We start from the raw sequence: 25,728 nt of genomic DNA on the forward strand, positions 1-25,728 counted from the left end.
TGACTCACAATGAACATCCTCTCCTACGGACACAAGATCCGCACAAATAGGGTGTACACTAAACGAGGGTAACCTCACTAAACCCAGGACGCTTCAAGCTTCTGAAGTGCGGAATGGAAGATCTATGTGGATAAATATCGAACAAATCGATATTGACCGATTAGCAATAAAGTTGTCGGTGGCACTAGACAAATGGATAGTTAACGAAAACAGCTATAAAAGCAAGACAGACATAGCTCCATTATTCATAGAGCAATGTCCTTCTCATTTCGAGATCGCCCTTACCCTCCGCATTAAAGCCCTAAAACGGACGGCAATTGTAGGGTATGAGGCTGGCTACCAGCGTTATGTATGGTCACCTTATTTATACGAGGAAATCGCCGATTCAATTGTTTTCGATACATTAGCTGGCGACTATCCAATCCTTAAAGCAGATTTTTCCGAGCCGGACAAAATTGTATGGGCTGGAGGAAAGGAAGCTGCAGATGCAAAGGCGCAGTCCATCGGAGATTTCTTAAGCTACTATGAGGACTTAAATGAGCGTGCCAAGGAAAGAATCTGGATCAGTAAGGATTTTCCTTTAGAGAAGCTCTTGTAAAGTAGGAGCAAAATTAGTTCATATACGGACCTTCGCGGCATCGTTGATGAACTTACCGGCAAGGGTATTACTGTTACTTTCCTGCACGAGAATCTCACGTTTGCGATAGAGACCACGGACTCGCGTGCAAATTTAATGCTGGATCCTCGGTAGCTTTGCGGAGTGTGAGCGGGCCATTATTCGTGAGCGCTAGGCGAAGGGGATTGCGTTGGCGAAAAGGCCGGCAAGTACAAAGGCCGCATACCCGCCCTAAGCCCGAGCCAGGTAGCGGAGATTAAACGGCGTGTTTTGGCGGGAGAGTCGAAAGCAGCACTAGCGCACGCCACGTATGCCCGCTAGCTACGAGTTTCCACGGTGCGGGATGAAATCCGGCGAAGACTGATGAGTGCTCCATGATGCTTAGAAAGCTTATTAGGTTTTAGCCGCCAGCACAGTAGAGCTAACTCCCCAACAACTAGGCCACCTAGCGCCCTGTTTTATCCGGCTGCCGCGGAGTGAACTTGTAACCATGCAGAAGACAACGAAGCCCCAGGCGGATGCGTCACCTGGGCTACACGCAAGGACAATAACCAAGAAATTCGGGTCGCAGATGGTTTTTGCGAACCTCGACTTAGACATAGCCCCGGGTGAGTTCGTGGCCGTTGTCGGGCCGTCTGGCTCCGGGAAAACCACGCTGCTCAACCTACTGTCGGGATTGGATACCCCGACCAGCGGTGCCATCAATGCCCCGAGCCGCCGGCAACGTGCCTTCATTTTCCAGGATTACAACCTCCTCGAGGCGCTTAACGTACGACACAACTCGGAGTTGACTAGCCGCCTCATCGGCCGGAAAGTGAGTAAGGCGGTCGTCGACCGCACATTCCGGCTGCTGGGGATAGAAAGTCTGAAGGAACGCTTACCGCATCAGCTATCGGGAGGCCAGCAGCAGCGGGTAGCCGTTGCCCGAGCGGTCATCGCGGAAGTTCCCTATATCTTTGCTGATGAGCCCACCGGGGCCCTCGATGATACGAGTGCGTCCGCGGTCTTGGACTGTTTAGGACAAGCTGCCCAGCAGGGCAGCACCGTGGTGATGGTGACTCACTCCCAGGCAGCCGCTGCACGGGCCGACCGGATCATCGATTTGGGGAGGGTGTCAGCATGGGACGCGGAATAGCCTATGTCTTGTACAGTGAATTCGTCGCTAGCGCTTGGTCCTGGGTGGCGGTCGCGGTGTCCATGGCGATGGGAGGATTAAGCGCTGCACTAGCCCTGTCGCTCTTGGATGCCGGCGGTGATGAGGCTGGTGCCCTGGGTGGCAGCATCTTGGGCATGGCGGTACTGGTGATTGTGGCAGTGAGCTTCTCACAGCTTCGGCTGATTATCACCGAGCGAGCATATACCTTTGCGCGTTGGAAGCTTATCGGGATGCCAGGATGGCTGGTTTTTACCCTGTTGGGCGTGCTCATCATGGCCGTGTGCCTCTTCGGGGCTTTCCTAGGCGCCCAGCAGGCCCACTGGTTTGTCGAGCCCGCGCTGGAGCAGTTGCGTGCCGACGGAATCCCGCTCGGTAACCCTTCCGAAGATTTTCCCGCGGAAGCTATTGCAACGTGGGTCTGCGCCGGTGCAGGAATCGTCGGCGGGTGGTTGCCACTATGGCGGGTCGCACGGAGAGATCCGGCTCGTGTCCCGCCTTTCCCAGAAACGGAGGCTGGTCCGTGGGCGAGAACCTGGCGGGTCGGCCGTGCGGTTATCGCCTACGGCTTGTTTGCCGCCTTAATCTATCCGGCCGTAGCTAGGAAGATCACTGAGCCGGACGAGGTGATGTCCTGGGGAATGGGCCTTATTATGGCTTTCGTCGTCCTCGGGGGATGGTTGGTACCGTCCCTCATGCAGTTGACCCGCGCGGGACGGATGGCGGGGCCTGCGGCACAGCTCGCGGCTGCCAACCTGCGGGCCCGGGTGCGTTTTGCGGCCCCGCAGATCATGCCGTGGGTGTTAATCGGCACGTTGTTTTTCGGCGTTGGTTCGGCGCTCCGGATTGGGGGCGCAGAGCAGGGCGCAAGCTATAGCAGTCCTGGCGTTTTTGTCGTCGTCCTGGCTCCAGTGTTGGGGCCCGCGCTTGTGGCTGCCTGCGTCATCCCCTTGCTCTTGCGGCGCCGAATAAGCAGGGATGCTCGCGGCTTGTTCCTATCCGGAGCGGGATGCGGCGAGCACTCCATCCTCCAAGTGTGGGAGGCGGCATATCTAACAGCAGCAACGGCTCTTACCGTCTTGGTGCTGGGTATTATCGTCGTCGCACCCCTCCAGGCCTCCCTGAGTCATGGTTTTTTCCCTTCGGGTTGGTGGAGCCAGCTGTGGTGGAGCCCCTTCATCATCGTGATGGGAGCGATGTTCCTGGTGAACGCAGCGATAAGAATTGCGGTTAGCCGCGCGTGCTAACCCAGGTTTCGCTGCAGGATCTGTCCCATGTCGGTGACGTAGGGCTCCAGCAGGCCGGCGGCCTTGCCCCGCAGGCTCTGGTAGGCCTTGGTGAGGGTGGCGTTGTTGACCCTGTCGGCGTGTTGGTCGGCCACGGCCAGCAGGCTGTCCGTGACTTGCTGGCTGCGCGGGGACAGGAAGACGCCGAAGTCGTCGGAGTTGCTGTCGCTGAACTCCTGCCAGTAGGCCTCCAGCTCGCCCAGCACGTCGGGCAGCAGCCGGTCGATGGCCTGGGCCAGGACGTTGGGGCGGACCTTCGTGGCCGCCTTGAGGGCGGCCTTCAAGGCAAAGCCGCTGATGCCGGCCTGGCTATCGATGATCTTATCCGCCAGCTTTTCCAGGTCGGAGACGGTGGAGTTCCGGCGGGGCTCTTTGAGCAGGGGAGAGAGATTGGTTGCGGTCATAGAAGATCAATCTACCGGTTGCTCCCGAGCGCGCAGGAAGACGCGCGCGCTGAGTTCGGCGAATTCCTCGTTGCCGGTGTTGAGCGCCGGGAAGGCGCGCAGGCAGGTGCGCAGGGCGCGGGCGGCGGCCAGGTCAGTGGCGTGCACGGCGATGCCGTCGATGTGGGCGTGGGCGGCGGCTGAGGCCGCGGCCAGTGCCGCGAAATTGTTCACGCGGGTCGCCGGGTGCAGGCGCTGGTATTCGCGGGCGACGAGCAGCAGCTGTTCCGGGCTCATCGGGTGGACCGGATTTCGGATTCCAGCTGGGCGCGGCCGGGCAGCAAGGAGCGGGCGAGGTCCTGGACGGCGGCATCGTTAAGCGTGCGGGCGGCCGCCAAAGTCACGGCGCGGACGACGGCCTCGTGTTTGGAGGTGCCCCACGCGGACGCCAGCAGGGTCAGCGCGTGGTCTTGATCGGGGGACAGTCGCAAGGTCATGGCCATGCCCGAAATGGTATCACCGTGATACCAGATATGACCTTTTCGGGACATTCTGGGCCCGTGAATGCCTGTCTGCGCCTTTGTCCCAGTACAATAGGTGGTTATGAGTGACAACAATAATGAAGATTTCGATCGGATTTTTCCGATTGATATTAACCAGGAGATGGAGTCGAGTTATATCGACTACGCCATGTCCGTCATCGTCGGCCGTGCCCTCCCGGAGGTCCGCGACGGCCTGAAGCCGGTGCACCGCCGCATCCTCTACGCGATGTTCGACTCCGGCTACCGCCCGGAGCGCGGCTACGTGAAGTCCGCCCGCCCGGTCTCTGACACCATGGGCCAGTTCCACCCCCACGGCGACTCCGCCATTTACGACACCTTGGTCCGCCTGGCGCAGTCCTGGAACATGCGCTACCCGCTGGTTGACGGCCAGGGCAACTTCGGTTCCCGCGGTAACGACGGCCCGGCCGCCATGCGTTACACCGAGTGTAAGATGACGCCGCTGGCCATGGAAATGGTCCGCGACATCCGCGAAAACACCGTCGACTTCTCCCCGAACTACGACGGTAAGACCTCGGAGCCGGACGTTTTGCCGTCCCGCGTGCCGAACCTGCTGATGAACGGCTCCGGCGGTATCGCCGTGGGCATGGCCACCAACATCCCGCCGCACAACCTCAACGAGCTGGCCGAGGCCATCTACTGGCTGCTGGATAACCCGAACGCCAGCGAGGAAGAAGCCCTGGCCGCCTGCATGGAGCGCGTGAAGGGCCCGGATTTCCCGACCGCCGGCCTGATTGTGGGCGACAACGGCATCAAGGATGCCTACACCACCGGCCGCGGTTCCATCCGCATGCGCGGCGTGACCAGCATCGAGGAGCACGGCTCCCGCCAGACCATCGTCATTACCGAGCTGCCCTACCAGGTCAACCCGGATAATCTCATCTCCAACGTCGCGGAGTCCGTGGCCAACGGCAAGATCGCCGGCATCTCCAAGATTGAGGACGAGTCCTCCGACCGCGTGGGCATGCGCATTGTCGTCACCCTCAAGCGCGACGCCGTGGCTCGCGTGGTCCTCAACAACCTCTACAAGCACTCCCAGCTGCAGACCTCCTTCGGCGCGAACATGCTCTCCATCGTCGATGGCGTGCCGCGCACCCTGCGCCTGGATCAGATGCTGTCCTACTACGTCGCCCACCAGATCGAGGTCATCGTCCGGCGTACCCAGTACCGCCTGGACGAGGCCGAGAAGCGCGCCCACATCCTGCGCGGTCTGGTCAAGGCCCTCGACATGCTGGACGAGGTCATCGCCCTCATCCGCCGCAGCCCCACCGTGGACGAGGCCCGCGAGGGCCTGAAGTCCCTGTTGGACGTGGACGACGTCCAGGCAGACGCCATCCTGGCTATGCAGCTGCGCCGACTGGCCGCCCTGGAGCGCCAGAAGATCGTCGACGAATTGGCCGAGATCGAAGAAGTCATCGCCGACCTGAAGGACATCCTGGCCAACGAGACCCGCCAGCGCCAGATCGTGCACGACGAGCTCGCCGAGATCGTGGAAAAGTACGGCGACGAGCGCCGCACCCAGATCGTTGCCGCGACCGGCGACGTCACGGACGAAGACCTCATCGCCCGCGAAAACGTCGTGGTTACCATCACCGGCACCGGCTACGCCAAGCGCACCAAGGTAGATTCCTACAAGGCCCAGAAGCGCGGCGGCAAGGGCGTGCGCGGCGCGGAGCTGAAGCAGGACGACATCGTCAAGAACTTCTTCATCTGCTCCACCCACGACTGGATCCTGTTCTTCACCAACTTCGGCCGGGTCTACCGCCTCAAGGCCTACGAGCTGCCGGAGGCCGGCCGCGCTGCCCGCGGCCAGCACGTGGCCAACCTGCTGGAGTTCCAGCCGGAGGAAAAGATCGCCCAGATCATCCAGATCCAGTCCTACGAGGACGCCCCGTACCTGGTGCTGGCCACCCAGCAGGGCCGGGTCAAGAAGTCCCGACTGACCGACTACGAGTCCGCGCGCTCGGCCGGGCTCATCGCCATCAACCTGAACGAAGGCGATGCGCTGATCGGCGCGTCCCTGGTGGGCGAAGGCGACGACATCCTGCTCACCTCGGAGCAGGGCCAGGCAATTCGCTTCACCGCCGACGACGACCAGCTGCGCCCGATGGGGCGCGCGACCGCCGGCGTGAAGGGCATGCGCTTCAAGGGCGACGACCAGCTGCTGTCCATGTCCGTCGTCCACGACGGCGAGTTCCTGCTGGTGGCCACCTCCGGCGGCTACGGCAAGCGCACCGCCATCGAGGAATACAGCCCGCAGGGCCGCGGTGGCATGGGCGTGATGACCTTCAAGTACAACCCGAAGCGCGGCAAGCTCATCGCCGCCATCTCGGTGGATGAGGAAGACGAGATCTTCGCCATCACCTCCGCTGGCGGCGTGGTCCGTACCGAGGTCAACCAGATCCGCCCGTCCTCGCGCGCTACTATGGGCGTGCGCCTGGTCAACCTGGCCGACGGCGTGGAGCTTTTGGCCATCGACCGCAACGTCGAGGAAAGCGGCGAAGAAGAAGCCAAAGCGGTAGCTAAGGGCGAAAAGACCGTGGAAGACGTACAGGCCGAACAGCTCAAGGCGAACGATTCCGCCAAGGACGAGGAGTAATACATGGCACGACGGGAAGTAACGCTTTCGCGCATCGCACCGGTCTCCGCCTTCAAGGTGGGCATGGCGATGGCCCTGGTCGGGCTCATCGCCTGGTTGCTGGCCGTGACCCTGCTCTACTTCGGTATGGCTGCCGCGGGCATCTGGGACTCGGTCAACGCGCTGGTCGGTGACGTGGGCGGTGATTTTCATGTCACCTTCGGCGTAGTCTTTTCCGCCTGCGCCCTCGTGGGCGCCATCATGGCTATCTTGGTGGCCATTTTCGTTCCGGTGATAGCGATTATCTACAACGCCATCGCGGAGCTTTTCGGTGGGTTTACTTGCGACTTCGATGACTAGGTAAACTTTCCGTGAATACCCTCTTCGACCTGGCGATTTGCTAAAGGTTGAAGGGGGTATGTAAAGTTCATAGTCGTTCCACACAGGGGCCTATAGCTCAGTCGGTTAGAGCGCATCGCTGATAACGATGAGGTCGCTGGTTCGATTCCAGCTAGGCCCACCACGGAACATGGGGCATTAGCTCAATTGGTAGAGCACCTGCTTTGCAAGCAGGAGGTCAGGAGTTCGATTCTCCTATGCTCCACAATCACCACAAACGCCAGGCGAAACCGCCTGGCGTTTCTTCTTTCCCTGCCCGGTCCCGAGGATCGTACTAGTCTGGTGTTCACCGATTAATGAAAACCTTATGCCGTGCGCGGCAGAGAGTGCAGGACAATTATCATGGCCGAGTTCTATTTCAACCATCCGTTTGCCGAGACCAAGCTGCGGGTGGAGGCGCCCGCCGGCTCCCGTTACGTGGTGGTCTCCCAGCGCAGTGACCAGGATCTGGAGATCCTGGATACCTTCGACGATTACGACGCCGCCCGCGAGCTGGTCATGCGCACTCTCCAGGACGCCGCCAACCACATCGATGAGATGGGCTACGGCGAAGACGTCAAGGCCACCCACATGCGCCTAAAGCCGCTTCCCGAATTCGCCTAAAGTCGCAGCTGGGCGCCCCGATTTTTAGGCACCGGCCCCACCGGAGTACGCTTTAAAGACATAACGGGGCTATAGCTCAGTTGGTAGAGCGTCGCGTTCGCAATGCGAAGGTCAGGGGTTCGATTCCCCTTAGCTCCACTACCGTGCAGGACCTGACACCGGAAACGTGGTTTTCCGGGGTCAGGTCCTTATTTTTTACCGTGCTGCCCGTGCTTTTTGGGGCGGATGGAGAAATTGCTGAGAAATATATTCGCTTCAGCTTTTAAGCGTTGTGTTTCCCGACTACAATACGGTGCATGAACGAAGAACCGCAGTGGCTCGACGAGGAAGAGCTGGAAGCCTTCATGTCCCTCATGGCCGTCAACATCCGGCTGACTGCTGTCCTCGACGCCCAGCTGCGGGAGGACGCGGGACTGAGCTTCTTCGATTACACGGTGATGTCTCGCCTGTCTGAGGCCCCGGAGCGCCGCATGCGCATGCGGGAGCTGGCCATTACCGCCAACGGCTCCCTGTCGCGCCTGAGCCAGGTGGTCACCCGGCTGGAGAAGAAGGGCTGGGTCGAGCGTTTCCCGGATCCCAACGACGGGCGCACCACCTTTGCCAAGCTCACCGATGCCGGCTGGGACAAGGTCGTCGCCAGCGCCCCGGGGCACGCCCGCCAGGCCCGAGCGGTAGTCGCGGACAAGCTCACCCGCTCCCAGATCCGCACCATGACGCAGGTGAACAACCGCATTATTAAGGCCATCGAGGAAGACCCCCGCTTCGGCGGGCGCTTCTAGGCCGGGTAGCCGCGCCGGCGGGACACGCTTTTATCCCAGGGGATCCAGAAGCGGTAGGGCGCCTGCTGGTTCTTCGAAATTCCAATCCGCGGCCCGGCCACCCATTCGGGCTCGGCCGCGCGGGGCTCCAGCTCGACGGGGGAGGAGTTGTCCTCGAGCGTGAAGCCTAGGGCCTGGCCGAGGTTGCCCGGCCCGCGCGCGAGGTTATAAAAATCGGTCTCGCCGCGGCGGGAATAGGCTAGTTCTTGGCCGGCGACCACCTCGCCGGCGCGCAGCAGGCAGCCCTGGCCGGTGCCTTCCGGCGCGCAGACGATGTTGCCGTTGCGGTGGATGCCGTAGGAGGCGTAGACGTACAGTCTGCCCGGCGGGCCGAACATGGTCGCGTTCCGCGGGGTCTTGCCGCGAAAGGTGTGCGCGGCCGGGTCCTCGGTGCCCAGATAGGCCTCGACCTCGGTAAGCCGGACCGCCACGCCGCCGAAGTGAAAGATGCAGCCCAAAAGCTGCGGGGCGACCACGTCGGCGGGGGCGGAGAAATCAATCATGGCCCCAGACTAATAGAGGCTAGTAGACCTCGATCGAGCGGATGTGGTTGCCCAGGCCCTTGCGGGTAAAGACCGTGCGGGCGCTGGTGGGGTCGTTGGCCGCGCCTATCGCCAGCAGCAGCGGGACGTAGTGATCGGCGGTGGGGTGGGCAATCCGCGCGCCTGGGCCCTGGTGCAGGTAGTCGGTCAGGGAGTCCACGTTGCCGGAGTGGATGTTGGCCGCGGCCCACTCGTCGAAGGCGTCGAGGTGGCCGGAGAGCTCGGGATTGCGGAAGACCGCGAAGGAGTGGGTCATGTACCCGCTGCCGATGACCAGGATGCCCTCCGCGCGCAGCGGGCGCAGCTTCTCGCCCAGGTCCAGCAGGTCTTGCGGGTTCAGGCTGGGCATGGAGACCTGCACGACGGGCACGTCGCCGGCCGGGTACATGGCCATCAGCGGGATAAAGGCGCCGTGGTCCAAGCCGCGGTCCGCGAACTGGTGGACCGGCTGGTAACCCAGCAGGCCCGCGACGCGTTGGGCGAGCTCGCCGGCGTCCGGGGTGGGGTAGCGCAGGGTGAAGTACTCCGGGTCGAAGCCGGAGAAGTCGTAGAACAGTGGGGCATCGGCCGCTGTGGCGTTGATGGCCACCGGCGCGTTTTCCCAGTGCGCGGAGACCACCACGATGGCCCGCGGCTTCGGCAGGGAGCGCGACCAGTCGTAGAGGTCGTTCATCCAGCCGTGGTTGCCCAGCGCCGGCGGGGCGCCGTGGCTAATGAACAGGGCCGGCAGGGGGCCGTCGGCGGGCTCCCACCGGCGGTGCAGGTGGGTCTCGGGGAGGGCGCGTTCGCGCAGATCGTAGATGGCGCCGGCCGGGCGGGCGGGGTTGAATTCTTCGGCGAGGGTGGGCATGGGGACTCTCCTTTACTTAAAGTGTAAAGTAAGTCTAGCTCAGGAATACTTAATCTGTAAAGCGTTTGACGAGAATCAGGTGGCCGTTGCGCTCGCCCTCTTGCTCAAAGCCCAGGTACTGGTAGAGCCGGTGGGCGCGGGGGTTGTCCGGATCCACCGCCAGGGAGATGCCCGGAGTCCCCAGCTTGCGGGCCAGCTCGGTGGCGGCTTGGATGAGCGAGGTGCCAATTCCTTGGCCCTTGTAGCGGCCCTCCACCGCGAGCGCGAGCTCCGGGATGCCCTCCTCGGCGTGGCCGAAGCCGTGGCTTTCTTCCGTGCCCCACATCAGCCACACGCCCCCGGCCGGGACATAGGCGTCCCAGGCGATGAACCCGCCCTCGTTCGGGTTCCACGCCGCTACGTAGTACTCGTAATCCTTATCGAAATGCTCAGAGATCTCGCCGAATTCGTCCCCGAAAGTATCGGTCAAGAAATTCAGGCGCGCGATGTAGGTGCGATCCGATTCCTGAGTCGCCCGCAGCTCGATCTGCAGCTGGTCAGAATTCTGGTTTAGCTTGTCATCCTGTGTCTGAGAGCCCATGCGCACCATTGTAGGCTGCGCTAGGCCAGGTGGTAGTTGGCCACCTCGTGGCCAGCGAATTCGCGGGCCACCCCGGACTCGTCCACGGAGCGGAACACGGTGTCGTTCTCAATCGCAAAGCGCAGGTTTTCCACCCGGTTCGACGGATCCCCGACTATCGGCCCCGCAGTAAAGTAAAAAGTCTCCCCGTTAGTAAGTTTTACCGTCAAAGATTCAATACTCATCTAGCTGAAGCTCCTTGCTCCCGACCGATCGAAGTGCACAACGTTGTTGTCCATAAACTACTGTCCGGGGCGCTAAAGAATCTAATTAGAAGGTCCGAATGAGATCTATGCAATAAAGAAGCCACCCCCGAAAGTAAGTACAACCGTGTACTTCACTTCGCGGGAGTGGCGGAAGCTGCGGGGGTGAAAGGACTAGTCCTCATCCTCGCGCAGGCGGTGCTTGCCCTCGTTATCCGAGTCGTCGGTCAGGCGGGCGGTGTCCTCCTCCGGGCGCTCAGCGGTCTCCGCCTGGTGGTTGGCCAGCTGGGCGTCCAGGGAGCCGAGCAGCTCCTCGTCGCGGTCGACCACGCCTTCTTCCACCTGGGTGGACACCGGCTTCTCCGTGGTCGAGGTGTAGACCAGCGTGGAGCCGGCGGTCTGCTCGTTGCCGCCGAATTCCTCGACGCGCGGCGGCTGCTCCGACGGGGTGTCGTTGCGGCGCAGCCAGTAGTAGACGCCGCCGCCGATGGCGGCCACCGCGGCCACGACCGCAGCGATCGGCCAGAACGCGGAACGGTTCTGCTTCTTCTGCTTCCTGGCCGCCTGCTTGCGGGCCTTCTTGGCGGCCTTGGCGGCGGACTTGCGGGAGTCCTGGGCGCGGCGCTCCAGCTGGTTGGCCTTCTTCTGGGACTTCTTGCGGGCCTCGGTGGCGGACTTGCGCAGGTTGGCCGTGGCGGTCTCGGTCTTATCCTTGGCCTTGTCCTGGGCGTCGTTCGCCTGGGACTTGATGTCTTCGAGGGCGCGCTCCAGGCGGGAGTGGGCGGCCTGGGTCACGCGGCCGGCTTCCTTGCGGGACTCGGGGAACCAGTCCTGGGTGTGGTTGTCCACCTTGTCCGCGGCCTCCTCTAAAGCGTCGTAAGCCTGGCGGGCCTTTTCGTCCCGGAACTCAGCGAACTGGTTCCACAGGGACGAACCGACTCGGTAGGCCACGTTCAAGCTGCCAAGATTCATGGTTTCTCCTAAGTAAAGGGTTATTAATCGTTCCTAGTCCAGCCTAGTCCAGCGTAGTGAACTTTTGGGCGGGGCGGCAATAGGAGGGGGCGAGAACACAGCCGCAGATAGACCGCTTGGTTCATTTCGGGCCGCGTTTTATTCACCCGAAAATCGGAAATCGCTACAGCTACTGCGGTTTTAAAGGTAATACGTTTGAAAAACGCTAGTGTCAAAAATGAACAGCTTGGTACATTTTTCGCTAAGCACAAGCCCACTACCAGCAGAGGAGGTCACCGTGGTCCCCCGGATGTCCGCTTCCGCGCCACTAGACCAAAACGAGCTGCAGGTCTACCCGGCGCCGGCGCCACAGCGCACCGCCCTGTCCTTCGAAGTCATCCCGCCGCGCCACGACGCGGATGCCGCCAAGGTCAACGGCCTGCTCGAAGCCTTGAGCTCCTACCGCCCCGACTACATCGCGGTCACCAGTTCCCAGCGCTCCGGCTGGCTGCGCGGCACCGCCGCCTTCATCGAGCGCATCGCCCAGCGCACCCAGATGCGCCCGCTCGCGCACCTGGCCTGCACCGCCGGCACCCGCGCGGAGCTCATCGACTGGATCGACACGCTCGTCGACGCCGGCGTGCGCGGGCTGCTGGCCCTGCGCGGCGACCTCGCCCCGGGGCAGACTTCCCTGCCGGAGGGCTACCTGCCGCACGCCGACGACCTGGTGCGGCTGGTCCGCGAGTGGGAGCAGTCCCAGGCCGCCCGCTTCGCCGCCGGGCGCCTGGCCGTCGGCGTGGCCTGCTACCCGCAGGGGCACGCCGAATCCCGCAACGCCGACGAGGACATCGACGTCTTGTTGACCAAGCAGCGCTGCGGCGCCGACTTCGCCATCACCCAGCTCTTCTTCGACGCGGACGATTACCACCGCTTCGCCGAGCGCGCCCACCTGGCCGGGGTGAACATCCCGCTCATCCCGGGCATCATGCCCATGACCAGCGCCAAGCGCCTGGCGCGCATGGGCGAGCTCACCGGCCTGCCCGTTCCGGCGTCCGTAGTCAACCGCCTCGCCCAGGCGCGGGACCCGGCCGAGGAGCACGAGATCGGCCTGGAGCTGACCGCCCAGCTGGCCCGTGAGGTCTTGGCCGGGGGCGCGGGCGGGTTGCACGTCTATACCCACAACAACGCCGCCGTGACCCAGGACCTGCTGGACCGGGTGGGCATCGCCGCCGCCTAAACCGCAATCAGAACGAAAATTTAAGGAGAACACCACCATGACTTCACCGAAGAAATTTCCCGCCGCGACCATCGAGGGCTATCCCCGCGTCGGTGCGAACCGCGAGCTCAAGAAGGCCCTCGAGGCCTACTGGGCCGGGCGGATCGACGAGGCCAGCTTCGAATCCGCCGCCCATTCGCTGCGCCTGGACACCTACGCCCGCCTGAAAGACCTGGGCCTGAACGAGGACTACGCCATCCCGGCGGACGTGGCCTACTACGACCAGGTGCTGGAAACCGCCCTGACCGTCGGCGCGGTGCAGGGGCTGACGCTGGACGATGAGTTCACCCTCGCCCGCGGCAACGCCGACAAGGCGCCGCTGGAGATGACCAAGTGGTTTGATACCAACTACCACTACATCGTCCCGGAGATCGCCGACGACCAGAGCTTTAGCGCCCACCCGGACCGCCTGCTGAAGCTGGTGGACGAGGCCCGCCAGGCCGGCCACACCGTCCGCCCCTACCTCGTCGGCCCCGTCACGCTGCTGGCCTTGTCGAAGCCGGCCGAGGGCGCGACCAAACAGCCCCTGGAGCGCCTAGCGGAGCTGGTCGTCGTCTACCAGGAGCTGCTGGCAGCCCTGCACGTCAAAGGCGTGGAATGGGTCCAGCTGGCCGAGCCCGCCGTGGTAGCGGATCTGGCGGTGGCCAGCGACTCCGAACTAGCCGCTCACCTGGCCGAGGCCTACCGCGCCATCCTGGGCACGCAGGCCCGCCCGAACGTCTACCTGACCACCCCGTACGGCGCGGCCCGCGCGAGCCTCGACGTCTTGGGGGATCTGGCCCCGGAGGCCGTGCAGGTGGATCTCAGCGTGGGCACGCTCGGCCAGGAGCCGGACTACCTCGACCGGGTGGCAAAGCTGGCGGCCAAGACCCACCTGGTGGCCGGGCTGGTGGACGGGCGCAACGTTTGGGCGGCCAACCTGCACGACCTGCGGGAGAAGTTCGAGCGGCTGCCCGGGGCATCGGTGTCCACCTCGGTTTCCCTGCAGCACGTGCCGCACACCGTGGAGGCCGAAAAGAACCTGCCTGTGGACGTGGCCGGCTGGTTCTCCTTCGCGGATGAGAAGATCGCCGAGGTCGTCGCACTCGCAGCCGGGCCGGAGGCGGCCCCGCAGGCCTTCGCCAAGGCCGATCGCGCCGTGCGCACCCGCGCCGAATCCACCCGCACCCACAACGCGGACGTGCAGGCCCGCACCGCGGCCCTGCCGCACGGGGCCGTCAGCCGCGAGCCCGCCTTTGCTGAGCGCAACCGCGCCCAGAAGGAGCTGCTCAACCTGCCGCCGCTGCCGACGACCACCATCGGCTCCTTCCCGCAGACGCCGGAGATCCGGGCGGCCCGCGCGAAGCACAACGCCGGCGAGCTCAGCGACGCCGCCTACACGGACGCCCTCAAGCAGGAAATCGCCAGCGTGGTGGCCCTGCAAGAGGAACTGGGCTTGGACGTGTTGGTCCACGGCGAGGCCGAGCGCAACGACATGGTCCAGTACTTCGCGGAGCTGCTCGACGGCTTCGTGGTCACCGAAAACGGCTGGGTGCAGTCCTACGGCTCCCGCTGCACCCGCCCGCCGATAGTCGTCGGGGACATCTCCCGCCCGGCGCCCATGACCGTGGAGTGGACCTCGTACGCGCAGTCGCTGACCGAGCGCCCCGTCAAGGGGATGCTCACCGGCCCGGTGACCATCCTGGCCTGGTCTTTCGTGCGCGACGACGTCCCGCAATCGGTCTCCGCGGATCAGCTGGGCGTGGCCTTGGCCGACGAGGTCCGGGACCTAGAGGACGCCGGGGTGGGGATCATCCAGATCGATGAACCGGCCTTGCGCGAGCTGCTCCCGCTGCGCGCGGAAGACCGCGCCGAGTACCTGGACTGGGCGGTGCGCGCCTTCCGCCTGGTGGCGCTTGAAGCCCAGCCCACCACGCAGATCCACACCCACCTGTGCTACTCCGAGTTCGGCCAGATCATCGACGCCGTGGCCGCACTTGATGCCGACGTCACCTCCATCGAGGCGGCCCGCTCCCGCATGGAGCTGCTCGAGGACCTGGACGAGAAGTTCCACTCCGAAATCGGGCCGGGCATCTACGACATCCACTCGCCGCGCGTGCCGTCGGTAGAGGAGATGGCGGAGCTCATCCGCGCGGCGCTGAAGAACGTGCCGGCGGAGCGCCTGTGGATTAACCCCGACTGCGGCCTGAAGACCCGCGGCTACGAGGAGACGACCGCCTCCCTGCGCAACATGGTCCGCGCGCGCGACGCCGTGGTCTAGCCCGCGATCGCTGAGGGCGTGCCGCCGCACGCGGCGCGCCCTTGCTTCATTATCTATAATGGCGGGCATGACTCAGAAGACCGCTACAGCAACTCTGCACACCAACTTGGGTGACATTGTTATTGACTTGTTCGGTAACCATGCGCCGGTTACCGTAGAAAACTTCATCGGCCTGGCCAAGGGTGACAAGGAATACGCCACCCAGAACGCTAAGGGCGAGCAGTCCGGCCCGTTCTACGACGGGGCCATCTTCCACCGCATCATCGACAACTTCATGATCCAGGGCGGCGACCCGACCGGCACCGGCCGCGGCGGCCCCGGCTACCAGTTCCAGGATGAGTTCCACCCGGAGCTGCAGTTCGATCGCCCGTTCCTGCTGGCCATGGCCAACGCCGGCCCGGGCACCAACGGTTCCCAGTTCTTCATAACCGTGGCTGCCACCCCGCACCTGAACAACCACCACACCATCTTCGGTGAGGTCACCGACGCCCAGTCCCAGGACGTCGTGTCCAAGATCGCCAAGGTCGACACCGACCGCATGGACCGCCCGCGCGAAGACGTGATCATCGAATCCGTGGAGATCGCCGAGGCCTAAGCTCTAGGCTCCCGCGATGAGCCCTCCCGCCCGCCCCGCCGCATCAGCCGGCCGGGGCGGGCTTTTTGCTATCTTCCGCCCCTTCCTCCAAGCCGCTCCCGTTCTCGCCCCTTGGTTTCACAGAAAGCCTTCTTTTCCCATGACCTTCCAACAGCACCTGCGTTCCTATTACCGCACCGCCCCTGTCACCGCCTGGATCGTGGCCGTCAACTGCGCGGTGTGGCTGGCCACCGCCGTCCAGTCCCGGTCTGTGACCGGCAGCTACTACCACTCCTCGCTGGCGCTGAGCTGGAGCCTCTGGGGCCCCGAATTCTCCGCCGGGCACTACTGGCAGGCGGTCACCAGCGCCTTCATGCACCTGGGGCTAGGCCACCTGGCGGTGAATATGTTCCTGCTGGTGTTAATCGGCAGGGAGATCGAGACCTACCTGGGTTCGGCGCGGTACGCCCTGGTCTATCTGGCGGCGGTGCTAGGGGCCTCGGCCAGCATCGTGTGGATGGCCTTCACCCAGCCAACCGCCGGCGCCTCCGGCGCGCTCTTCGCCCTCATGGTGGTCCTGGTGGCCGTGAACTACCAAAGGCGCACCGATCTGCGCGCGCCCATCGTGCTCGTGGTGGTCAACATCGCTTACACCTTCCTCGCCACGGGTGTGTCCCTGTGGGGTCACCTGGGCGGCGTCGCGGTGGGCGTGGTGCTGGCCCTGTGTGTAGCCGCCCGGAACCCCAAAATCTCCGGCTGGGGTGTCGCAGCGACCGCGGCGGCGGCATTCGTGTTACTGGTGGCGCGAGCAGGCCTTTGGGGATAGGTGCGGCGTGTTATCCACGCGCGCAAGTGTTCGAAAAGATTTCACACCGGTTGTCCACATTGTGGATAACTACATTTTTGTAATTTCCGAACGCTTGTGTGTTTTTCGAATGACAAATCCCAGCGTAGCGATCATTTTTCGAAATTTTAAACCGGTGTGGAAACGGGGAGAAAAGTTATCCACAGGCTGTGGTAAATTCTGTGAATTACGGATTTTCACACTTTTATCCCCAGCCTGTGGATAACTCTTTACCCAACGGTGTCAATAAAAGCCCAGCTTACACTATTGTAATTTACAAAAGTGCAGGTGAGTGCCCCGGTGGAAAACTTGGGGACACTGTGGAGAACTCTGCGGTGGAGAATCTCAGAGGCGAGGCAGCTGCGTCCAGCGCAGGCCGAGATCCGTGCCCCGGCCGAAGAACTCGTACGCGCGCTCCGTGCCGTCCTGGATGCCGTCGGCGACGTCCTCGCCGCCGGAGGTAATATCCACGGTCAGCGGCTCCCGGGAGCGGACAGCGGCCACCCACCCGCCGGAGACGTAGGCGCCGTCCTCGGAGCGTTCGAGGCTGTCCAGAAAGGCGGCCAGCGCCGCCTGGGCGCTATCGCGCTCGCCGTCGGTGACAACAAGCCGGACCGTCGCCGGGGTGCCGTCGTTGTGCGGGGGATTGTCCCACAGCCAGTCGTAGTCCATCTGATATTCGCGGTTAGTGCTCATGCGCAAAAGACTACGTGAAAAAGGCATGAAAAAAGGCGGCCAAAGGCCGCCTTCGGGGCAAAAGCTTAGCGCCAGCCCATGGTCATCAGGAGACCAATGATGGCTAGGCCGAAACCGATGAGGTAGTTCCACGGGCCGAGCTCCTGCATGAGCGGGATGTGCTCGCCGGCCAGGTAGTTGACCACGATCCAGGCCAGCCCGATGAGCATCAAGCCGAGCATCAGCACGATGTACCACTTGGAGGTGCCCTCCGAGTTGATCTTGACCGGGGTGCGGTTCGCGGAAGAGCTGGCGGTCGAGCTGATCGGGGCGTTCTTCGAAATCTTGGCCTTTGGCATGTTCTTTCCTAACTTTGGTGTGCGGGCGGGGCGGATTCGGGCCGGGCTAGTGTTGCGCCACAGTTTAGCAGCGCCACGGCTAGCGGCCCGTGACGAGGGTTTCCAGGTTGAACTCCCAATAACGGACTTCTACCTTGGTGTCCTTACGGATGGTGTCCCCGGCGGAAACGGAGGCCCAGCCGATCTTGCCGGAGTCTACGGCGGCCCCGGTGCCGATCGGCGGGCCGACGCGCAGGTCCTGGGCGTTGCCTTCCCAGCCGGCCTCGCGCAGGGCTTCGACGGCCTCGTCCTCGGTCTTGCGGGTCAGTTCCGGCGCGGTCATGAGCATGCCGTTGGACACGCGCACCACCACGGTGCTGCCGGCGTCGACCTGCCGGCCCTCGCTTTGGACCTCGAGGACGCGGTTTTCCGGCTCCTCGGAGTCGACCAGCTCGAGCTGCGGCTCGACGTCCAGGGAGTCCAGGGTCTGGCGGGCGTCGTCCCAGTCCATTCCGGTCAGGCGCGGGATGCGCACCTGCTTGACCCCCTGGGAGACGGTCACCTTGACCTTCGAGCCCTTGGACAGCTGGGAACCGGGGGCCGGCGACTGCGAGATGATCTGGCCCGCCGGGACGTCGTCGGAGTCTTCCTCGGTGATGTCATCGGACAGGGTCAAACCGGCCTCGTCGAGCGCGCGGGAGGCGGACTCCAGATCCAAGCCGGTCACGTCCGGGACGTCGGTGATTTCCTTACCGGAGGAGACCGTCAGCGTCACGGTCGCGTTCTTCTGCAGCTGGGAACCGGGGCCCGGGTTCACGCGGATGACGTGGTCGCGCTCAATCTCCGGGTGGGCTTCCTCGTTGACCGAGACCTGCAGGCCCAGCTCTTCGAGCTCCTGGACGACCTCGGCGCGCGGACGGTTTTCGACCTCCGGCACCTCGACCATCTCCGCGGTCTGCGCGGGCTCGTCCGGGGTCTCCGAAGGCTTCAGGTAGTCCCAGGCGAAGTAGCCGATGGCGCCGATGAGCAGCAGCGCCAGCAGGGCCGTGAGCCACTTGATCCAGGCGCTGGTGCCCTCCTCTTCCTCCGCGGCGTGGGAGGCCGGGCGGGTGGAGGCCACCGGCGCGCGGTGGGAGGCGGCCGGGGCTTCGGCCTCGGGCTCGACGTGCGCGCGGGCCGCCTGGGTGACGTTGCCGTGGGCCAGGCGGCGCAGGTCCTCGGCCATCTCATGGGCCGACTGGTAGCGATCCGCCGGGTGCTTGGCCATCGCCGTGAGGATGACCGCGTCCACGTTCACGCGCCCGGTCGGCGTGATGGAATCATCCAGGTATTCCGACGGCGGAATGGGATCTTCCTGCACGTGCTGGTAGGCCACGGAAAACGGGGTCTCGCCCTCGAACGGGGTGCGGCCGGTGACGGCCTCGTACATGACGCAGCCCAGGGCGTAGACGTCGGAGCGGGCATCGGCAGCCTTGCCGCGGGCCTGCTCGGGCGACAGATACTGCGCAGTGCCGATGACCGCGGAGGTCTGCGTCATGGCGGAGGTGGAGTCGTCCAGCGCGCGGGCGATGCCGAAGTCCATCACCTTCACCTGACCCGTGTTGGTCAGCATGATGTTCGCGGGCTTCACGTCGCGGTGGATGATGCCGGCCTCGTGGGAGGCCTGCAGGGCATCCGCGACCGGGGTCAGGATCTCCGCGGCCTGCTCCGGGGCCATGGGCCCGTCCGCGCGGAAGATGTCGCGCAGGGTGCGCCCGTGGACCAGCTCCATGACGATGTACGGGATGGTCAGGGCGTTATCCTCGACCTCGCCGGTGTCGAAGACGGCGACGATATTCGGGTGGTTGAGGCGGCCCGAATTCTGCGCCTCGCGGCGGAAGCGCTCGCGGAAATTGGTGTCGTGCGCCATCTCCGGGCGCAGCATCTTGATGGCCACCTCGCGGCCCAGCATGGTGTCCTGGGCCGCGTAGACCTCGGACATACCACCGGAACCAATGAGTTCACCGCGTTCGTAACGATCACCCAGCATTGGTGGTTCCACCCCCTTGGTTGGTGTAATCAGACGCCTGCGGCGAATTATTGAACAGGTCCTCGATGTTTTCTTCCAGCTCCTCCGTCGGCAGCGACGGGGCCTCCGTCATCTCCGGCAGCTCGGGCGTCGGGGTGTCCTGGCGCGTGGTCGGCTGCTCGCGGCGCGTGGTCGGACGCGGCGTGGGCGTTTCCGTGCGCTCGCGGGTCTCCGGCTCCGGCTCCTCGGTCCGGGAGGGTTCGGGCTCCTCGACCTCGGTCTCGGTGACGGTCTCGGCTTCCTCCGTGGACGGCTCCACCCATTCGGTCACGACCGACGGCGGCGTGCTGGTGGGTTCGCTGGAACCACGGTCGCCGGCCAGCTGCTGGGCCAGCAGGAATCCGCCGCCGACCAGCACGACGACGATCAGGGCGATGAGCAGACCGATGCCGAAGTTCGCGCCCGCCGAGCCCTTCTTCTTGTTCTTCTGGGCCTGCTTGTTGGCGCGGGCCTTTTCCTGGGCCAGGTGCTTGTCGCGCGTGTCCGCGACCGGGGCCGGGGCCGGCCGCACCGTGGTCGGGTTGGCGGTATCGCCCAGCATCTGGGTCGAGGCCGTCGGCGAAGGTTCGGTGGCAATCGGGGCCACGGCCGCGGATTGCGGCTGCGGCGGGCGCTTGCCCAGCCGTACGGCGGAGACGGCGTTGGCCAGCTCGTTGCCGTCGGCGTAGCGGGTGTGCTGGTCCTTGCGCAGGGCGATGCCCACCAGCTCGCGCACCGGCGCGGAAATATTCGTCGACAGCGGCTCCGGTGCCTGGCTGATGTGCGCCAGCGCTACAGAGACCGAGGAATCTCCGGTGAACGGGCGGTGGCCCGCCAGCATCTCGTAGCCGACCACGCCCAGCGAGTAGACGTCGGAGGCGGGGGAGACCTCGCGGCCCTGCGCCTGCTCGGGGGAGACGTACTGCGCGGTGCCCACCACCATGCCGGTGCGGGTCAGCGGGACCGCCGCGGCGGCCTTGGCGATGCCGAAGTCGGTGATCTTGACCCGGCCGTTCTGGGTAATCAGCAGGTTGCCGGGCTTGATGTCGCGGTGCACTAGGCCCATGCGGTGAATAATGGACAGGCCGTGGGCGGCCTGCTCCATCACGTCGAGCGCCATCTCCTCCGGCAGGGAACCCTCGCGGGCCAGCATGTCGGCCAGGGACTCGCCGCGGACGTATTCCATGGCAATGAAGCAGAAGGTCGTGCCCACCGGATCATCAATTTCGCGGTAGTCGTAGGTGGCCACCACGTTGGTGGAGTCGATGGACTCGGCGGCTTCGGCCTCGTTGCGGAAGCGGGAGAGGAACTCGTTGTTGTCGGAGAACTCCGGGCGCAGGATCTTGATGGCGACCTCGCGGTCGTTGCGGACGTCGTCCGCCAGCCACACGGTGGACATGCCGCCGTGCCCGATGACCCACTGCAGGCGGTAATCATCACCGATGAGCGCCTGGAAGCGTTCTTGGTGTTCGGCGTGGTTCATTACTGCTCTCCTCCGTAGGCCTGAAGCATGGCGCGCCCGATCGGCGCGGCCACCTGGCCGCCCGTGGCGGACTGGCCCAGGTTGCCGCCGTCCTTGACCACCACGGCCACGGCAATATCGCGGTCCGGATCGAATGCAACATACCACGTATGCGGGGGCAATCCGTCGCCATGCTCGGCGGTACCGGTCTTGGAAGCAAAGGAATTGCCGTCGTAGCCGGACGTGGATCGCTCGGAGGCGAACATCAGATCCCGCAGGGTCGCGGCCGTCTCCGGGGTAATCGCCTCGGTGGCCTCCTTCGGCTTGATCTCGCGGACCTCCTGCATCTGCGAATCCGTGATCCGCTTGATGAGGCGCGGCTCCATGCGTTTGCCCTCGTTGGCCACGGTGCCGGCCATGATGGCGGCCTGCAGGGCGGACATGGTTACGTCGCGCTGGCCGATGGCCGACTGGGCGGTCGCGGCCGGATCCGGCAGCTCGCCCAGGTTGCCCGGGGAGGTGTCCACCCCGAGGTCGTAGTTTTCGCCCACGCCGAAGGCCTCGGCATATTTGCGCAGCTCGTCGGCGCCGATGCCCTCGCTCATCTGGACGAAGGCCGTGTTGCAGGACAGGGCGAAGGCCGTCTGCAGCGTCACCGAGTCCGAGCCGCCGCAGGACTGGTTGGCGTAGTTGGTCAGCTGGGTCGTGGTGTTCGGCAGCGTGATCGAGGCCTGGCCGGTCAGGGTCGACGACGGCGTGAAGCCGTTGTTCAGACCCGCCGCGGTCGTGATGATCTTGAAGATGGAGCCCGGCGGCAGCGTTTCCTGCGTGGCGTGGTTGAGCAGGGGAGCGCCGTCGGCCTCCTGCAGCGCGGCCCAGTTGTCCTCCGCGTTGGGATCGCCCACCACGGAGTTCGCGTCGAAGCTCGGCGAGGAAGCCATCGCCAAAACGCGCCCAGTGGACGGCTGCAGCGCGACCGCCGAGCCCTGGTAGCCCGGCCCCACCAGCTGGTCGTAGGCCAGCTGCTGGAGCTGCGGGTCGATGGTGACCTCGACGTTGGCGCCGTCCGGCTGCTCGCCGGTCAGCTTGTCCAGCCAGTTCTGCTTCAGCAGCGAATCATCGGTGCCGTTGAGAATCTCGTTCTGCGAGGACTCCAGCTGGGAGGCGCCGAACTGGGAGGACAGGTAGCCGGTCACCGGGCCGAAGGCGGGGGACTGGGTCGGGTAGATGCGCGAGTAGGTCTCGTCGTCGCCGCCTTCGCCATTGCCGTCGGGAACGGACTGCGCCAGCACGGTGTTGCCGGCGTAAATCTGCCCGCGGGCGATGGTCTGCAGCTGGTAGAACTCCCGCATATTCTTCGGGTTTTTGGCGTACTTGTCCTCGCTGAAGGCCTGCACCACCGTGAGGTTGACCAGCAGGATGGCGGTCAAGATCAGGGAGAAGATAGCGGTAAAGCGGATGGTCTTATTCATCGCTGAGCCTCCTGGACGGCGGGGAACAAGGACGTGCCGGCACCGGCCTGGGCTTCCTCGGCCGGGCGGCGGGCGGAATTCGAGATCCGCAGCAGCAGCGCCAGCAGGATGTAGTTAGCCATCAGCGAGGAACCGCCGGCCGCAATGAAAGGCGTGGTCAGGCCGGTCATCGGCAGCAGCGCGGAGATGCCGCCGACCACGACGAAGACCTGGATGACCAGGGTCAGCGACAGGCCGGCCGCGACCAGCTTGCCGTAGGAGTCCTTGACGCTGAGCGCGGTGCGAAAACCGCGGGAGGCCAGCAGCGCGAACAGGATCAGGATCCCGGCGAGGCCGATGAGGCCGAATTCCTCGCCGATGCCGGCCATGATGAAGTCGGAAAAAACCACCGGAATGATGTCCGGGTGGCCCTGGCCGAGGCCGGAGCCGGTGATCCCGCCGGAGGACATGCCGAACAGCGCCTGGGACAGCTGGAAGCCGTTGCTGTCGTAGTTGCCCAGCGGATCGAGGAAGTTGGAGAAGCGATCCTGGATCTTGGTGGAAATCTGCGCAATCCCGAAGCCGCCGATGGCCACGAGCACCACGCCGATGGCCAGCCAGGACACGCGCCCGGTGGCCATGTAGAGCATGCCCAGCACCGTGGAGAACAGCAGCAGGGCCGGGCCGAAGTCGTTCGACACGCCCATGATGACGATCGCAATGCCCCAGACCACCAGGATGGGCGCGAGGTCGCGCAGACGCGGCAGCGACAGGCCCAGGAAGCGGTAGCCCGCCACCGTGAACAGCGAGCGCTTCTGGACCAGCAGCATGGCGAAGAAGAGCAGCAGGAGAATCTTGGAAAACTCGCCCGGCTGGATGGAAAACGGCCCGATCTTCATCCAGATGCGCGCGTCGGCCTGCGCGGGCTGCGGCCAGACCAGCGGCAGCGCCAGCAGGATCAGGCCGACCAGCCCCAGCAGGTAAGAAAAGCGGGTCAGCGAGCGGTGATCACGCACGATGGCCAGCACGGCGATGAACAGGATGAGCCCCGCGATGGTCCACATGACCTGCCGCACGGCCAGGTCGCGGCCCAAGGCCAGGTCCAGGCGTTGGATCATGATGAGCCCGATGCCGTTGAGCACCGCCGTGACCGGCAGCATGATCTGATCCGCGTGCGGGGCCAGCAGGCACAGCGCCCAGTGGGCGACGGCGAAAACCCCGATGAATCCGCCGATGAGGTAGAGCACGTCCACAGACAGGATATTGCCCTGGGACAGCTCGAGGCTCACCAGCGTGATCGCGAAGACCACCGTGGCCGCTACCAGCAGCCACAGCTCAGTGGTGCGCCCAACAAATTGCTTCAGCATCTAGTTCACCTCCCGGCAGTTCACGCCCGGCTCGCGCCGGAAGCCGTTGTCCTTCTTGTCCTCTTGGTTGTCCGCCTTATCGCGGCAGACCGGCAGAGCGTTATCGGCCAGCCGGGTCAGTTGGCCCTGGACCTCGTCGTAGCTGCCGGAGTCGAGGTTGTGGACCACGCCGCGCTCGGTGGCCGGCAGGTCTTCGACCTTGAGCGGGTTGAACCCGGCGTCGCAGGAGCCGTTGCTGAGCCGTAGTGCGCCATCCTTGCCGAGGCAGGCGACCTGGTAGGTCTCGTGCAAGTCCTTCCCGAAGACCGAGAAGTCGGCGCCGCGCTCGAGCTGGATTTCCTCGTTCGCCCCGGCGGTGGTGACGTAGTAGTTGTTGTCCAGGTAGTTCTTTCCCCACACGCCCACGCCGGCGATGGCGGCGATCAGCACGGCCAGGACGACCGTGGTGGCGATCCAGGTGCCGCGGGAGCTTTTCCGGCGGCGATCGGGCTCCTCGTCGGCCGCTTCTTCCTCGGCGACTAGGCGGGCCGGCGCGGAGGTCTCGCGCGGCTGGCCGGCGGACTGGTTCGTGTGCGGCTCGATGACCTGGGGGCGCCGCTCCAGCGCCGCAGCGCGACTGGCCGCCGAATCCGGGTGGGTCGGCTCCGGGGTATCCCCGGCCAAAGCACCCACGGCCACCGGCTCGGCCGGCGCCTCGTCGCTTTCGACGACCTCGGCGATGACCATAGTGACGTTGTCCGGCCCGCCGGAGCGCAGCGCGAGTTCGATCAGCCGCTGGGCGGCTTCTTCCACGGTGCCCTGCTGGAGGGCGTCCTCGATGGTGGAGGCCGTGACGGGATCCGAGAGCCCGTCGGAGCACAGCAGCAGCCGGTCGCCGGGCTTAGCGTCCAGCATGAACAGCGTCGGTTCCACTGAGCGGCCGGTATATGCCTTGAGGATGAGTGATTTCTGCGGGTGGGAGGACACGTCGCTCGGATCGAGCTTGCCCTCGTCCACCAGAGACTGCACGAAGGTGTCGTCCTTGGTGATCTGGGTCAGCTTCCCGTCGCGCAGGCGGTAGCCGCGCGAGTCACCCACGTGGCAGACGCCGAACTGGGTGCCGTTGAACATCATGGCCGTCAGGGTGGTGCCCATGCCCTCGGTCTCGGGGTGGTCCTTGATGTGGTTGGCGATCGACGTGTTGGCGTCGTTTGCGGCGCCGCCTAGCAGCGCCAGCATGTCGTTGTCTTCTGGGTCGCGGTTTAAGTGCTCCAGGTGCTCGACCATGAGCTGGGAGGCGACCTCGCCGGCGGCGTGACCGCCCATCCCGTCGGCCAGGACTAAAAGATAAGGCCCGGCGTAGGCCGAGTCTTCGTTGTTCTTGCGGACCAAGCCGCGGTCCGAAGCGGCGGTGAAATGTAGTTTCAGCATTAGGCAACCAGCCTTACGATAGTGCGACCCATCTTAATATCCGTTCCCACTTCGATGCGTTCTGCCTGGTCGATGCGCGTTCCCGCGACGAAGGTGCCGTTGCGGGACTCGAGGTCTTCCACGAACCACTGGGAACCGCGACGGAACAGGCGCGCGTGGTGGGAGGAGGCGAAGTCGTCGCCCAGGACGAAGTCGCAGTCCTGCGCGCGGCCCAGCGTGATGTCCTCCAGGGTGCCCAGAGCCATGTGGGATCCCTGTAGCGGGCCTTCGGCCACGGTGATGTGGCGCGGCTTTTCTTTGCGGTCCTTCCGGCGCACTGCGGCGACGGGGCCGACGCTACTGCCGCCGGTGCGGGCCGCCTTGTTGGCATCCAGTCGCATGGCATTCAAGGCCACCAGGATAAACAGCCACAGTAAGACCAACAGGCCGATTCGCAGCGCGAGCAGCACGAATGAATCCATCG

General features: G+C 64.4%; 27 protein-coding genes, 3 tRNA genes and 1 pseudogene. 15 read left to right on the forward strand and 16 right to left on the reverse strand.

Going from position 1 to position 25,728, the window contains the following annotated elements; genetic code table 11:
* The first annotated feature begins 124 nt into the window (after window positions 1-124).
* The 4 genes and pseudogenes from QQS53_RS12275 to QQS53_RS12290 all read left to right on the forward strand — a co-directional run bounded on the left by QQS53_RS12275 (window position 125) and on the right by QQS53_RS12290 (window position 3,016).
* Window positions 125-598: a hypothetical protein gene (locus QQS53_RS12275; RefSeq protein WP_472776085.1), complete on the forward strand. Its 474-nt coding sequence runs from the start codon at window positions 125-127 to the stop codon at window positions 596-598.
* Window positions 599-616: 18 nt separating this feature from the next.
* Window positions 617-937, forward strand: a pseudogene (locus QQS53_RS12280) (recombinase family protein); the annotation flags it as partial.
* A 169-nt stretch (window positions 938-1,106) separates the two neighbouring features.
* On the forward strand, window positions 1,107-1,751 hold the full coding sequence (locus QQS53_RS12285; protein ID WP_472776086.1) for an ABC transporter ATP-binding protein: 645 nt from the start codon (window positions 1,107-1,109) through the stop codon (window positions 1,749-1,751).
* Window positions 1,752-1,906: 155 nt separating this feature from the next.
* A complete protein-coding gene (locus QQS53_RS12290) occupies window positions 1,907-3,016 on the forward strand; it encodes an FtsX-like permease family protein (RefSeq protein WP_472776087.1) in 1,110 nt (369 codons plus the stop codon).
* Here QQS53_RS12290 and QQS53_RS12295 read toward each other — a convergent pair.
* The 3 genes from QQS53_RS12295 to QQS53_RS12305 are packed head-to-tail and all read right to left on the reverse strand — an operon-like array spanning window position 3,013 to window position 3,941.
* On the reverse strand, window positions 3,013-3,459 hold the full coding sequence (locus QQS53_RS12295) for a DUF6918 family protein (RefSeq protein ID WP_472776088.1): 447 nt from the start codon (window positions 3,457-3,459) through the stop codon (window positions 3,013-3,015). The genes QQS53_RS12290 and QQS53_RS12295 overlap by 4 nt on opposite strands.
* A 6-nt stretch (window positions 3,460-3,465) precedes the next feature.
* Window positions 3,466-3,735: a cell filamentation protein Fic gene (locus QQS53_RS12300; RefSeq protein WP_472776089.1), complete on the reverse strand. Its 270-nt coding sequence runs from the start codon at window positions 3,733-3,735 to the stop codon at window positions 3,466-3,468.
* Window positions 3,732-3,941 (reverse strand): CopG family transcriptional regulator, encoded by a 210-nt coding sequence (locus QQS53_RS12305; protein WP_296203950.1) that lies wholly within the window; start codon window positions 3,939-3,941, stop codon window positions 3,732-3,734. Before QQS53_RS12305 ends, QQS53_RS12300 begins: the two co-directional genes overlap by 4 nt.
* 100 nt (window positions 3,942-4,041) lie before the next feature.
* Between QQS53_RS12305 and gyrA the strand changes: the two genes are divergently transcribed.
* The 7 genes from gyrA (at window position 4,042) to QQS53_RS12340 (ending at window position 8,357) form a co-directional block, all read left to right on the forward strand.
* Window positions 4,042-6,597: a DNA gyrase subunit A gene (gyrA, locus tag QQS53_RS12310; RefSeq protein ID WP_448233310.1), complete on the forward strand. Its 2,556-nt coding sequence runs from the start codon at window positions 4,042-4,044 to the stop codon at window positions 6,595-6,597.
* A gap of 3 nt (window positions 6,598-6,600) precedes the next feature.
* Window positions 6,601-6,936, forward strand: a complete 336-nt coding sequence (locus QQS53_RS12315) for a DUF3566 domain-containing protein (protein WP_472776090.1) — start codon at window positions 6,601-6,603, stop codon at window positions 6,934-6,936.
* An 86-nt stretch (window positions 6,937-7,022) separates the two neighbouring features.
* Window positions 7,023-7,099, forward strand: a tRNA-Ile gene (locus tag QQS53_RS12320).
* 8 nt (window positions 7,100-7,107) lie between these two features.
* Window positions 7,108-7,180 (forward strand) — tRNA-Ala (locus QQS53_RS12325).
* Window positions 7,181-7,317: 137 nt separating this feature from the next.
* Entirely contained in the window at window positions 7,318-7,578 is a 261-nt protein-coding gene (locus QQS53_RS12330) for a hypothetical protein (RefSeq protein ID WP_070767846.1), read from the forward strand.
* A gap of 65 nt (window positions 7,579-7,643) precedes the next feature.
* A tRNA-Ala gene (locus QQS53_RS12335) sits at window positions 7,644-7,716 on the forward strand.
* Between the two features lie 158 nt (window positions 7,717-7,874).
* Entirely contained in the window at window positions 7,875-8,357 is a 483-nt protein-coding gene (locus QQS53_RS12340; protein WP_472776091.1) for a MarR family winged helix-turn-helix transcriptional regulator, read from the forward strand.
* On the opposite strand, the gene QQS53_RS12345 is transcribed toward QQS53_RS12340, so the two are convergent.
* The 5 genes from QQS53_RS12345 to QQS53_RS12365 form a co-directional block, all read right to left on the reverse strand.
* Window positions 8,354-8,899 (reverse strand): DNA-3-methyladenine glycosylase, encoded by a 546-nt coding sequence (locus QQS53_RS12345; protein WP_472776092.1) that lies wholly within the window; start codon window positions 8,897-8,899, stop codon window positions 8,354-8,356. The genes QQS53_RS12340 and QQS53_RS12345 overlap by 4 nt on opposite strands.
* Before the next feature lie 19 nt (window positions 8,900-8,918).
* Window positions 8,919-9,788, reverse strand: coding sequence for a DODA-type extradiol aromatic ring-opening family dioxygenase (locus QQS53_RS12350; protein WP_472776093.1), 870 nt, complete (start codon window positions 9,786-9,788; stop codon window positions 8,919-8,921).
* A gap of 49 nt (window positions 9,789-9,837) precedes the next feature.
* Window positions 9,838-10,368 (reverse strand): GNAT family N-acetyltransferase, encoded by a 531-nt coding sequence (locus tag QQS53_RS12355; RefSeq protein WP_472776094.1) that lies wholly within the window; start codon window positions 10,366-10,368, stop codon window positions 9,838-9,840.
* A gap of 20 nt (window positions 10,369-10,388) precedes the next feature.
* Window positions 10,389-10,592 carry a hypothetical protein gene (locus QQS53_RS12360; RefSeq protein WP_070767849.1) on the reverse strand — a complete coding sequence of 68 codons (204 nt, stop codon included), beginning with the start codon at window positions 10,590-10,592 and terminating at the stop codon, window positions 10,389-10,391.
* Between the two features lie 192 nt (window positions 10,593-10,784).
* Entirely contained in the window at window positions 10,785-11,582 is a 798-nt protein-coding gene (locus QQS53_RS12365) for a hypothetical protein (RefSeq protein ID WP_472776095.1), read from the reverse strand.
* Between the two features lie 277 nt (window positions 11,583-11,859).
* On the opposite strand from QQS53_RS12365, the gene QQS53_RS12370 reads away from it, so the two are divergent.
* From QQS53_RS12370 to QQS53_RS12385, 4 genes are all read left to right on the forward strand, one after another.
* Complete coding sequence (locus QQS53_RS12370; RefSeq protein ID WP_472776096.1) at window positions 11,860-12,798, forward strand: methylenetetrahydrofolate reductase; 939 nt, start codon at window positions 11,860-11,862, stop codon at window positions 12,796-12,798.
* A 37-nt stretch (window positions 12,799-12,835) separates the two neighbouring features.
* Window positions 12,836-15,097, forward strand: a complete 2,262-nt coding sequence (gene metE, locus QQS53_RS12375) for a 5-methyltetrahydropteroyltriglutamate--homocysteine S-methyltransferase (protein ID WP_472776097.1) — start codon at window positions 12,836-12,838, stop codon at window positions 15,095-15,097.
* A gap of 58 nt (window positions 15,098-15,155) precedes the next feature.
* Window positions 15,156-15,692 (forward strand): peptidylprolyl isomerase, encoded by a 537-nt coding sequence (locus tag QQS53_RS12380; RefSeq protein WP_472776098.1) that lies wholly within the window; start codon window positions 15,156-15,158, stop codon window positions 15,690-15,692.
* Window positions 15,693-15,831: 139 nt separating this feature from the next.
* Entirely contained in the window at window positions 15,832-16,497 is a 666-nt protein-coding gene (locus QQS53_RS12385) for a rhomboid family intramembrane serine protease (protein ID WP_472776099.1), read from the forward strand.
* A gap of 363 nt (window positions 16,498-16,860) precedes the next feature.
* Here QQS53_RS12385 and QQS53_RS12390 read toward each other — a convergent pair whose 3' ends face one another.
* The 8 genes from QQS53_RS12390 to QQS53_RS12425 all read right to left on the reverse strand — a co-directional run bounded on the left by QQS53_RS12390 (window position 16,861) and on the right by QQS53_RS12425 (window position 25,726).
* Window positions 16,861-17,211 (reverse strand): hypothetical protein, encoded by a 351-nt coding sequence (locus QQS53_RS12390; protein WP_472776100.1) that lies wholly within the window; start codon window positions 17,209-17,211, stop codon window positions 16,861-16,863.
* Between the two features lie 65 nt (window positions 17,212-17,276).
* Complete coding sequence (gene crgA / locus QQS53_RS12395) at window positions 17,277-17,549, reverse strand: cell division protein CrgA (RefSeq protein ID WP_070767856.1); 273 nt, start codon at window positions 17,547-17,549, stop codon at window positions 17,277-17,279.
* A gap of 79 nt (window positions 17,550-17,628) precedes the next feature.
* Window positions 17,629-19,557, reverse strand: coding sequence for a Stk1 family PASTA domain-containing Ser/Thr kinase (gene pknB, locus QQS53_RS12400; RefSeq protein ID WP_472776101.1), 1,929 nt, complete (start codon window positions 19,555-19,557; stop codon window positions 17,629-17,631).
* Complete coding sequence (locus QQS53_RS12405; protein WP_472776102.1) at window positions 19,547-21,058, reverse strand: serine/threonine-protein kinase; 1,512 nt, start codon at window positions 21,056-21,058, stop codon at window positions 19,547-19,549. The genes pknB and QQS53_RS12405 overlap by 11 nt, the downstream gene beginning before the upstream one ends.
* Window positions 21,058-22,509, reverse strand: coding sequence for a penicillin-binding transpeptidase domain-containing protein (locus tag QQS53_RS12410; RefSeq protein ID WP_472776103.1), 1,452 nt, complete (start codon window positions 22,507-22,509; stop codon window positions 21,058-21,060). Before QQS53_RS12410 ends, QQS53_RS12405 begins: the two co-directional genes overlap by 1 nt.
* Window positions 22,506-23,855, reverse strand: a complete 1,350-nt coding sequence (locus tag QQS53_RS12415) for an FtsW/RodA/SpoVE family cell cycle protein (RefSeq protein ID WP_472776104.1) — start codon at window positions 23,853-23,855, stop codon at window positions 22,506-22,508. The genes QQS53_RS12410 and QQS53_RS12415 overlap by 4 nt, the downstream gene beginning before the upstream one ends.
* A complete protein-coding gene (locus QQS53_RS12420) occupies window positions 23,856-25,265 on the reverse strand; it encodes a PP2C family protein-serine/threonine phosphatase (RefSeq protein WP_472776105.1) in 1,410 nt (469 codons plus the stop codon).
* Window positions 25,265-25,726: an FHA domain-containing protein FhaB/FipA gene (locus QQS53_RS12425; RefSeq protein ID WP_290223960.1), complete on the reverse strand. Its 462-nt coding sequence runs from the start codon at window positions 25,724-25,726 to the stop codon at window positions 25,265-25,267. Before QQS53_RS12425 ends, QQS53_RS12420 begins: the two co-directional genes overlap by 1 nt.
* Window positions 25,727-25,728 lie beyond the last annotated feature (2 nt).

It is taken from the genome of Corynebacterium sp. 2571A, from assembly GCF_055700935.1.

What these genes read in the sequence shown, in the direction of transcription:
- QQS53_RS12275 (WP_472776085.1), top strand. Translation starts at nt 125, where the DNA reads ATGTGGATAAATATCGAACAAATCGATATTGACCGATTAGCAATAAAG.
- QQS53_RS12285 (WP_472776086.1), top strand. Translation starts at nt 1,107, where the DNA reads ATGCAGAAGACAACGAAGCCCCAGGCGGATGCGTCACCTGGGCTACAC.
- QQS53_RS12290 (WP_472776087.1), top strand. Translation starts at nt 1,907, where the DNA reads ATGGCGGTACTGGTGATTGTGGCAGTGAGCTTCTCACAGCTTCGGCTG.
- QQS53_RS12295 (WP_472776088.1), bottom strand. Translation starts at nt 3,459, where the DNA reads ATGACCGCAACCAATCTCTCTCCCCTGCTCAAAGAGCCCCGCCGGAAC.
- QQS53_RS12300 (WP_472776089.1), bottom strand. Translation starts at nt 3,735, where the DNA reads ATGAGCCCGGAACAGCTGCTGCTCGTCGCCCGCGAATACCAGCGCCTG.
- QQS53_RS12305 (WP_296203950.1), bottom strand. Translation starts at nt 3,941, where the DNA reads ATGGCCATGACCTTGCGACTGTCCCCCGATCAAGACCACGCGCTGACC.
- gyrA (WP_448233310.1), top strand. Translation starts at nt 4,042, where the DNA reads ATGAGTGACAACAATAATGAAGATTTCGATCGGATTTTTCCGATTGAT.
- QQS53_RS12315 (WP_472776090.1), top strand. Translation starts at nt 6,601, where the DNA reads ATGGCACGACGGGAAGTAACGCTTTCGCGCATCGCACCGGTCTCCGCC.
- QQS53_RS12330 (WP_070767846.1), top strand. Translation starts at nt 7,318, where the DNA reads ATGGCCGAGTTCTATTTCAACCATCCGTTTGCCGAGACCAAGCTGCGG.
- QQS53_RS12340 (WP_472776091.1), top strand. Translation starts at nt 7,875, where the DNA reads ATGAACGAAGAACCGCAGTGGCTCGACGAGGAAGAGCTGGAAGCCTTC.
- QQS53_RS12345 (WP_472776092.1), bottom strand. Translation starts at nt 8,899, where the DNA reads ATGATTGATTTCTCCGCCCCCGCCGACGTGGTCGCCCCGCAGCTTTTG.
- QQS53_RS12350 (WP_472776093.1), bottom strand. Translation starts at nt 9,788, where the DNA reads ATGCCCACCCTCGCCGAAGAATTCAACCCCGCCCGCCCGGCCGGCGCC.
- QQS53_RS12355 (WP_472776094.1), bottom strand. Translation starts at nt 10,368, where the DNA reads ATGGGCTCTCAGACACAGGATGACAAGCTAAACCAGAATTCTGACCAG.
- QQS53_RS12360 (WP_070767849.1), bottom strand. Translation starts at nt 10,592, where the DNA reads ATGAGTATTGAATCTTTGACGGTAAAACTTACTAACGGGGAGACTTTT.
- QQS53_RS12365 (WP_472776095.1), bottom strand. Translation starts at nt 11,582, where the DNA reads ATGAATCTTGGCAGCTTGAACGTGGCCTACCGAGTCGGTTCGTCCCTG.
- metE (WP_472776097.1), top strand. Translation starts at nt 12,836, where the DNA reads ATGACTTCACCGAAGAAATTTCCCGCCGCGACCATCGAGGGCTATCCC.
- QQS53_RS12380 (WP_472776098.1), top strand. Translation starts at nt 15,156, where the DNA reads ATGGCGGGCATGACTCAGAAGACCGCTACAGCAACTCTGCACACCAAC.
- QQS53_RS12385 (WP_472776099.1), top strand. Translation starts at nt 15,832, where the DNA reads ATGACCTTCCAACAGCACCTGCGTTCCTATTACCGCACCGCCCCTGTC.
- QQS53_RS12390 (WP_472776100.1), bottom strand. Translation starts at nt 17,211, where the DNA reads ATGAGCACTAACCGCGAATATCAGATGGACTACGACTGGCTGTGGGAC.
- crgA (WP_070767856.1), bottom strand. Translation starts at nt 17,549, where the DNA reads ATGCCAAAGGCCAAGATTTCGAAGAACGCCCCGATCAGCTCGACCGCC.
- pknB (WP_472776101.1), bottom strand. Translation starts at nt 19,557, where the DNA reads ATGCTGGGTGATCGTTACGAACGCGGTGAACTCATTGGTTCCGGTGGT.
- QQS53_RS12405 (WP_472776102.1), bottom strand. Translation starts at nt 21,058, where the DNA reads ATGAACCACGCCGAACACCAAGAACGCTTCCAGGCGCTCATCGGTGAT.
- QQS53_RS12410 (WP_472776103.1), bottom strand. Translation starts at nt 22,509, where the DNA reads ATGAATAAGACCATCCGCTTTACCGCTATCTTCTCCCTGATCTTGACC.
- QQS53_RS12415 (WP_472776104.1), bottom strand. Translation starts at nt 23,855, where the DNA reads ATGCTGAAGCAATTTGTTGGGCGCACCACTGAGCTGTGGCTGCTGGTA.
- QQS53_RS12420 (WP_472776105.1), bottom strand. Translation starts at nt 25,265, where the DNA reads ATGCTGAAACTACATTTCACCGCCGCTTCGGACCGCGGCTTGGTCCGC.
- QQS53_RS12425 (WP_290223960.1), bottom strand. Translation starts at nt 25,726, where the DNA reads ATGGATTCATTCGTGCTGCTCGCGCTGCGAATCGGCCTGTTGGTCTTA.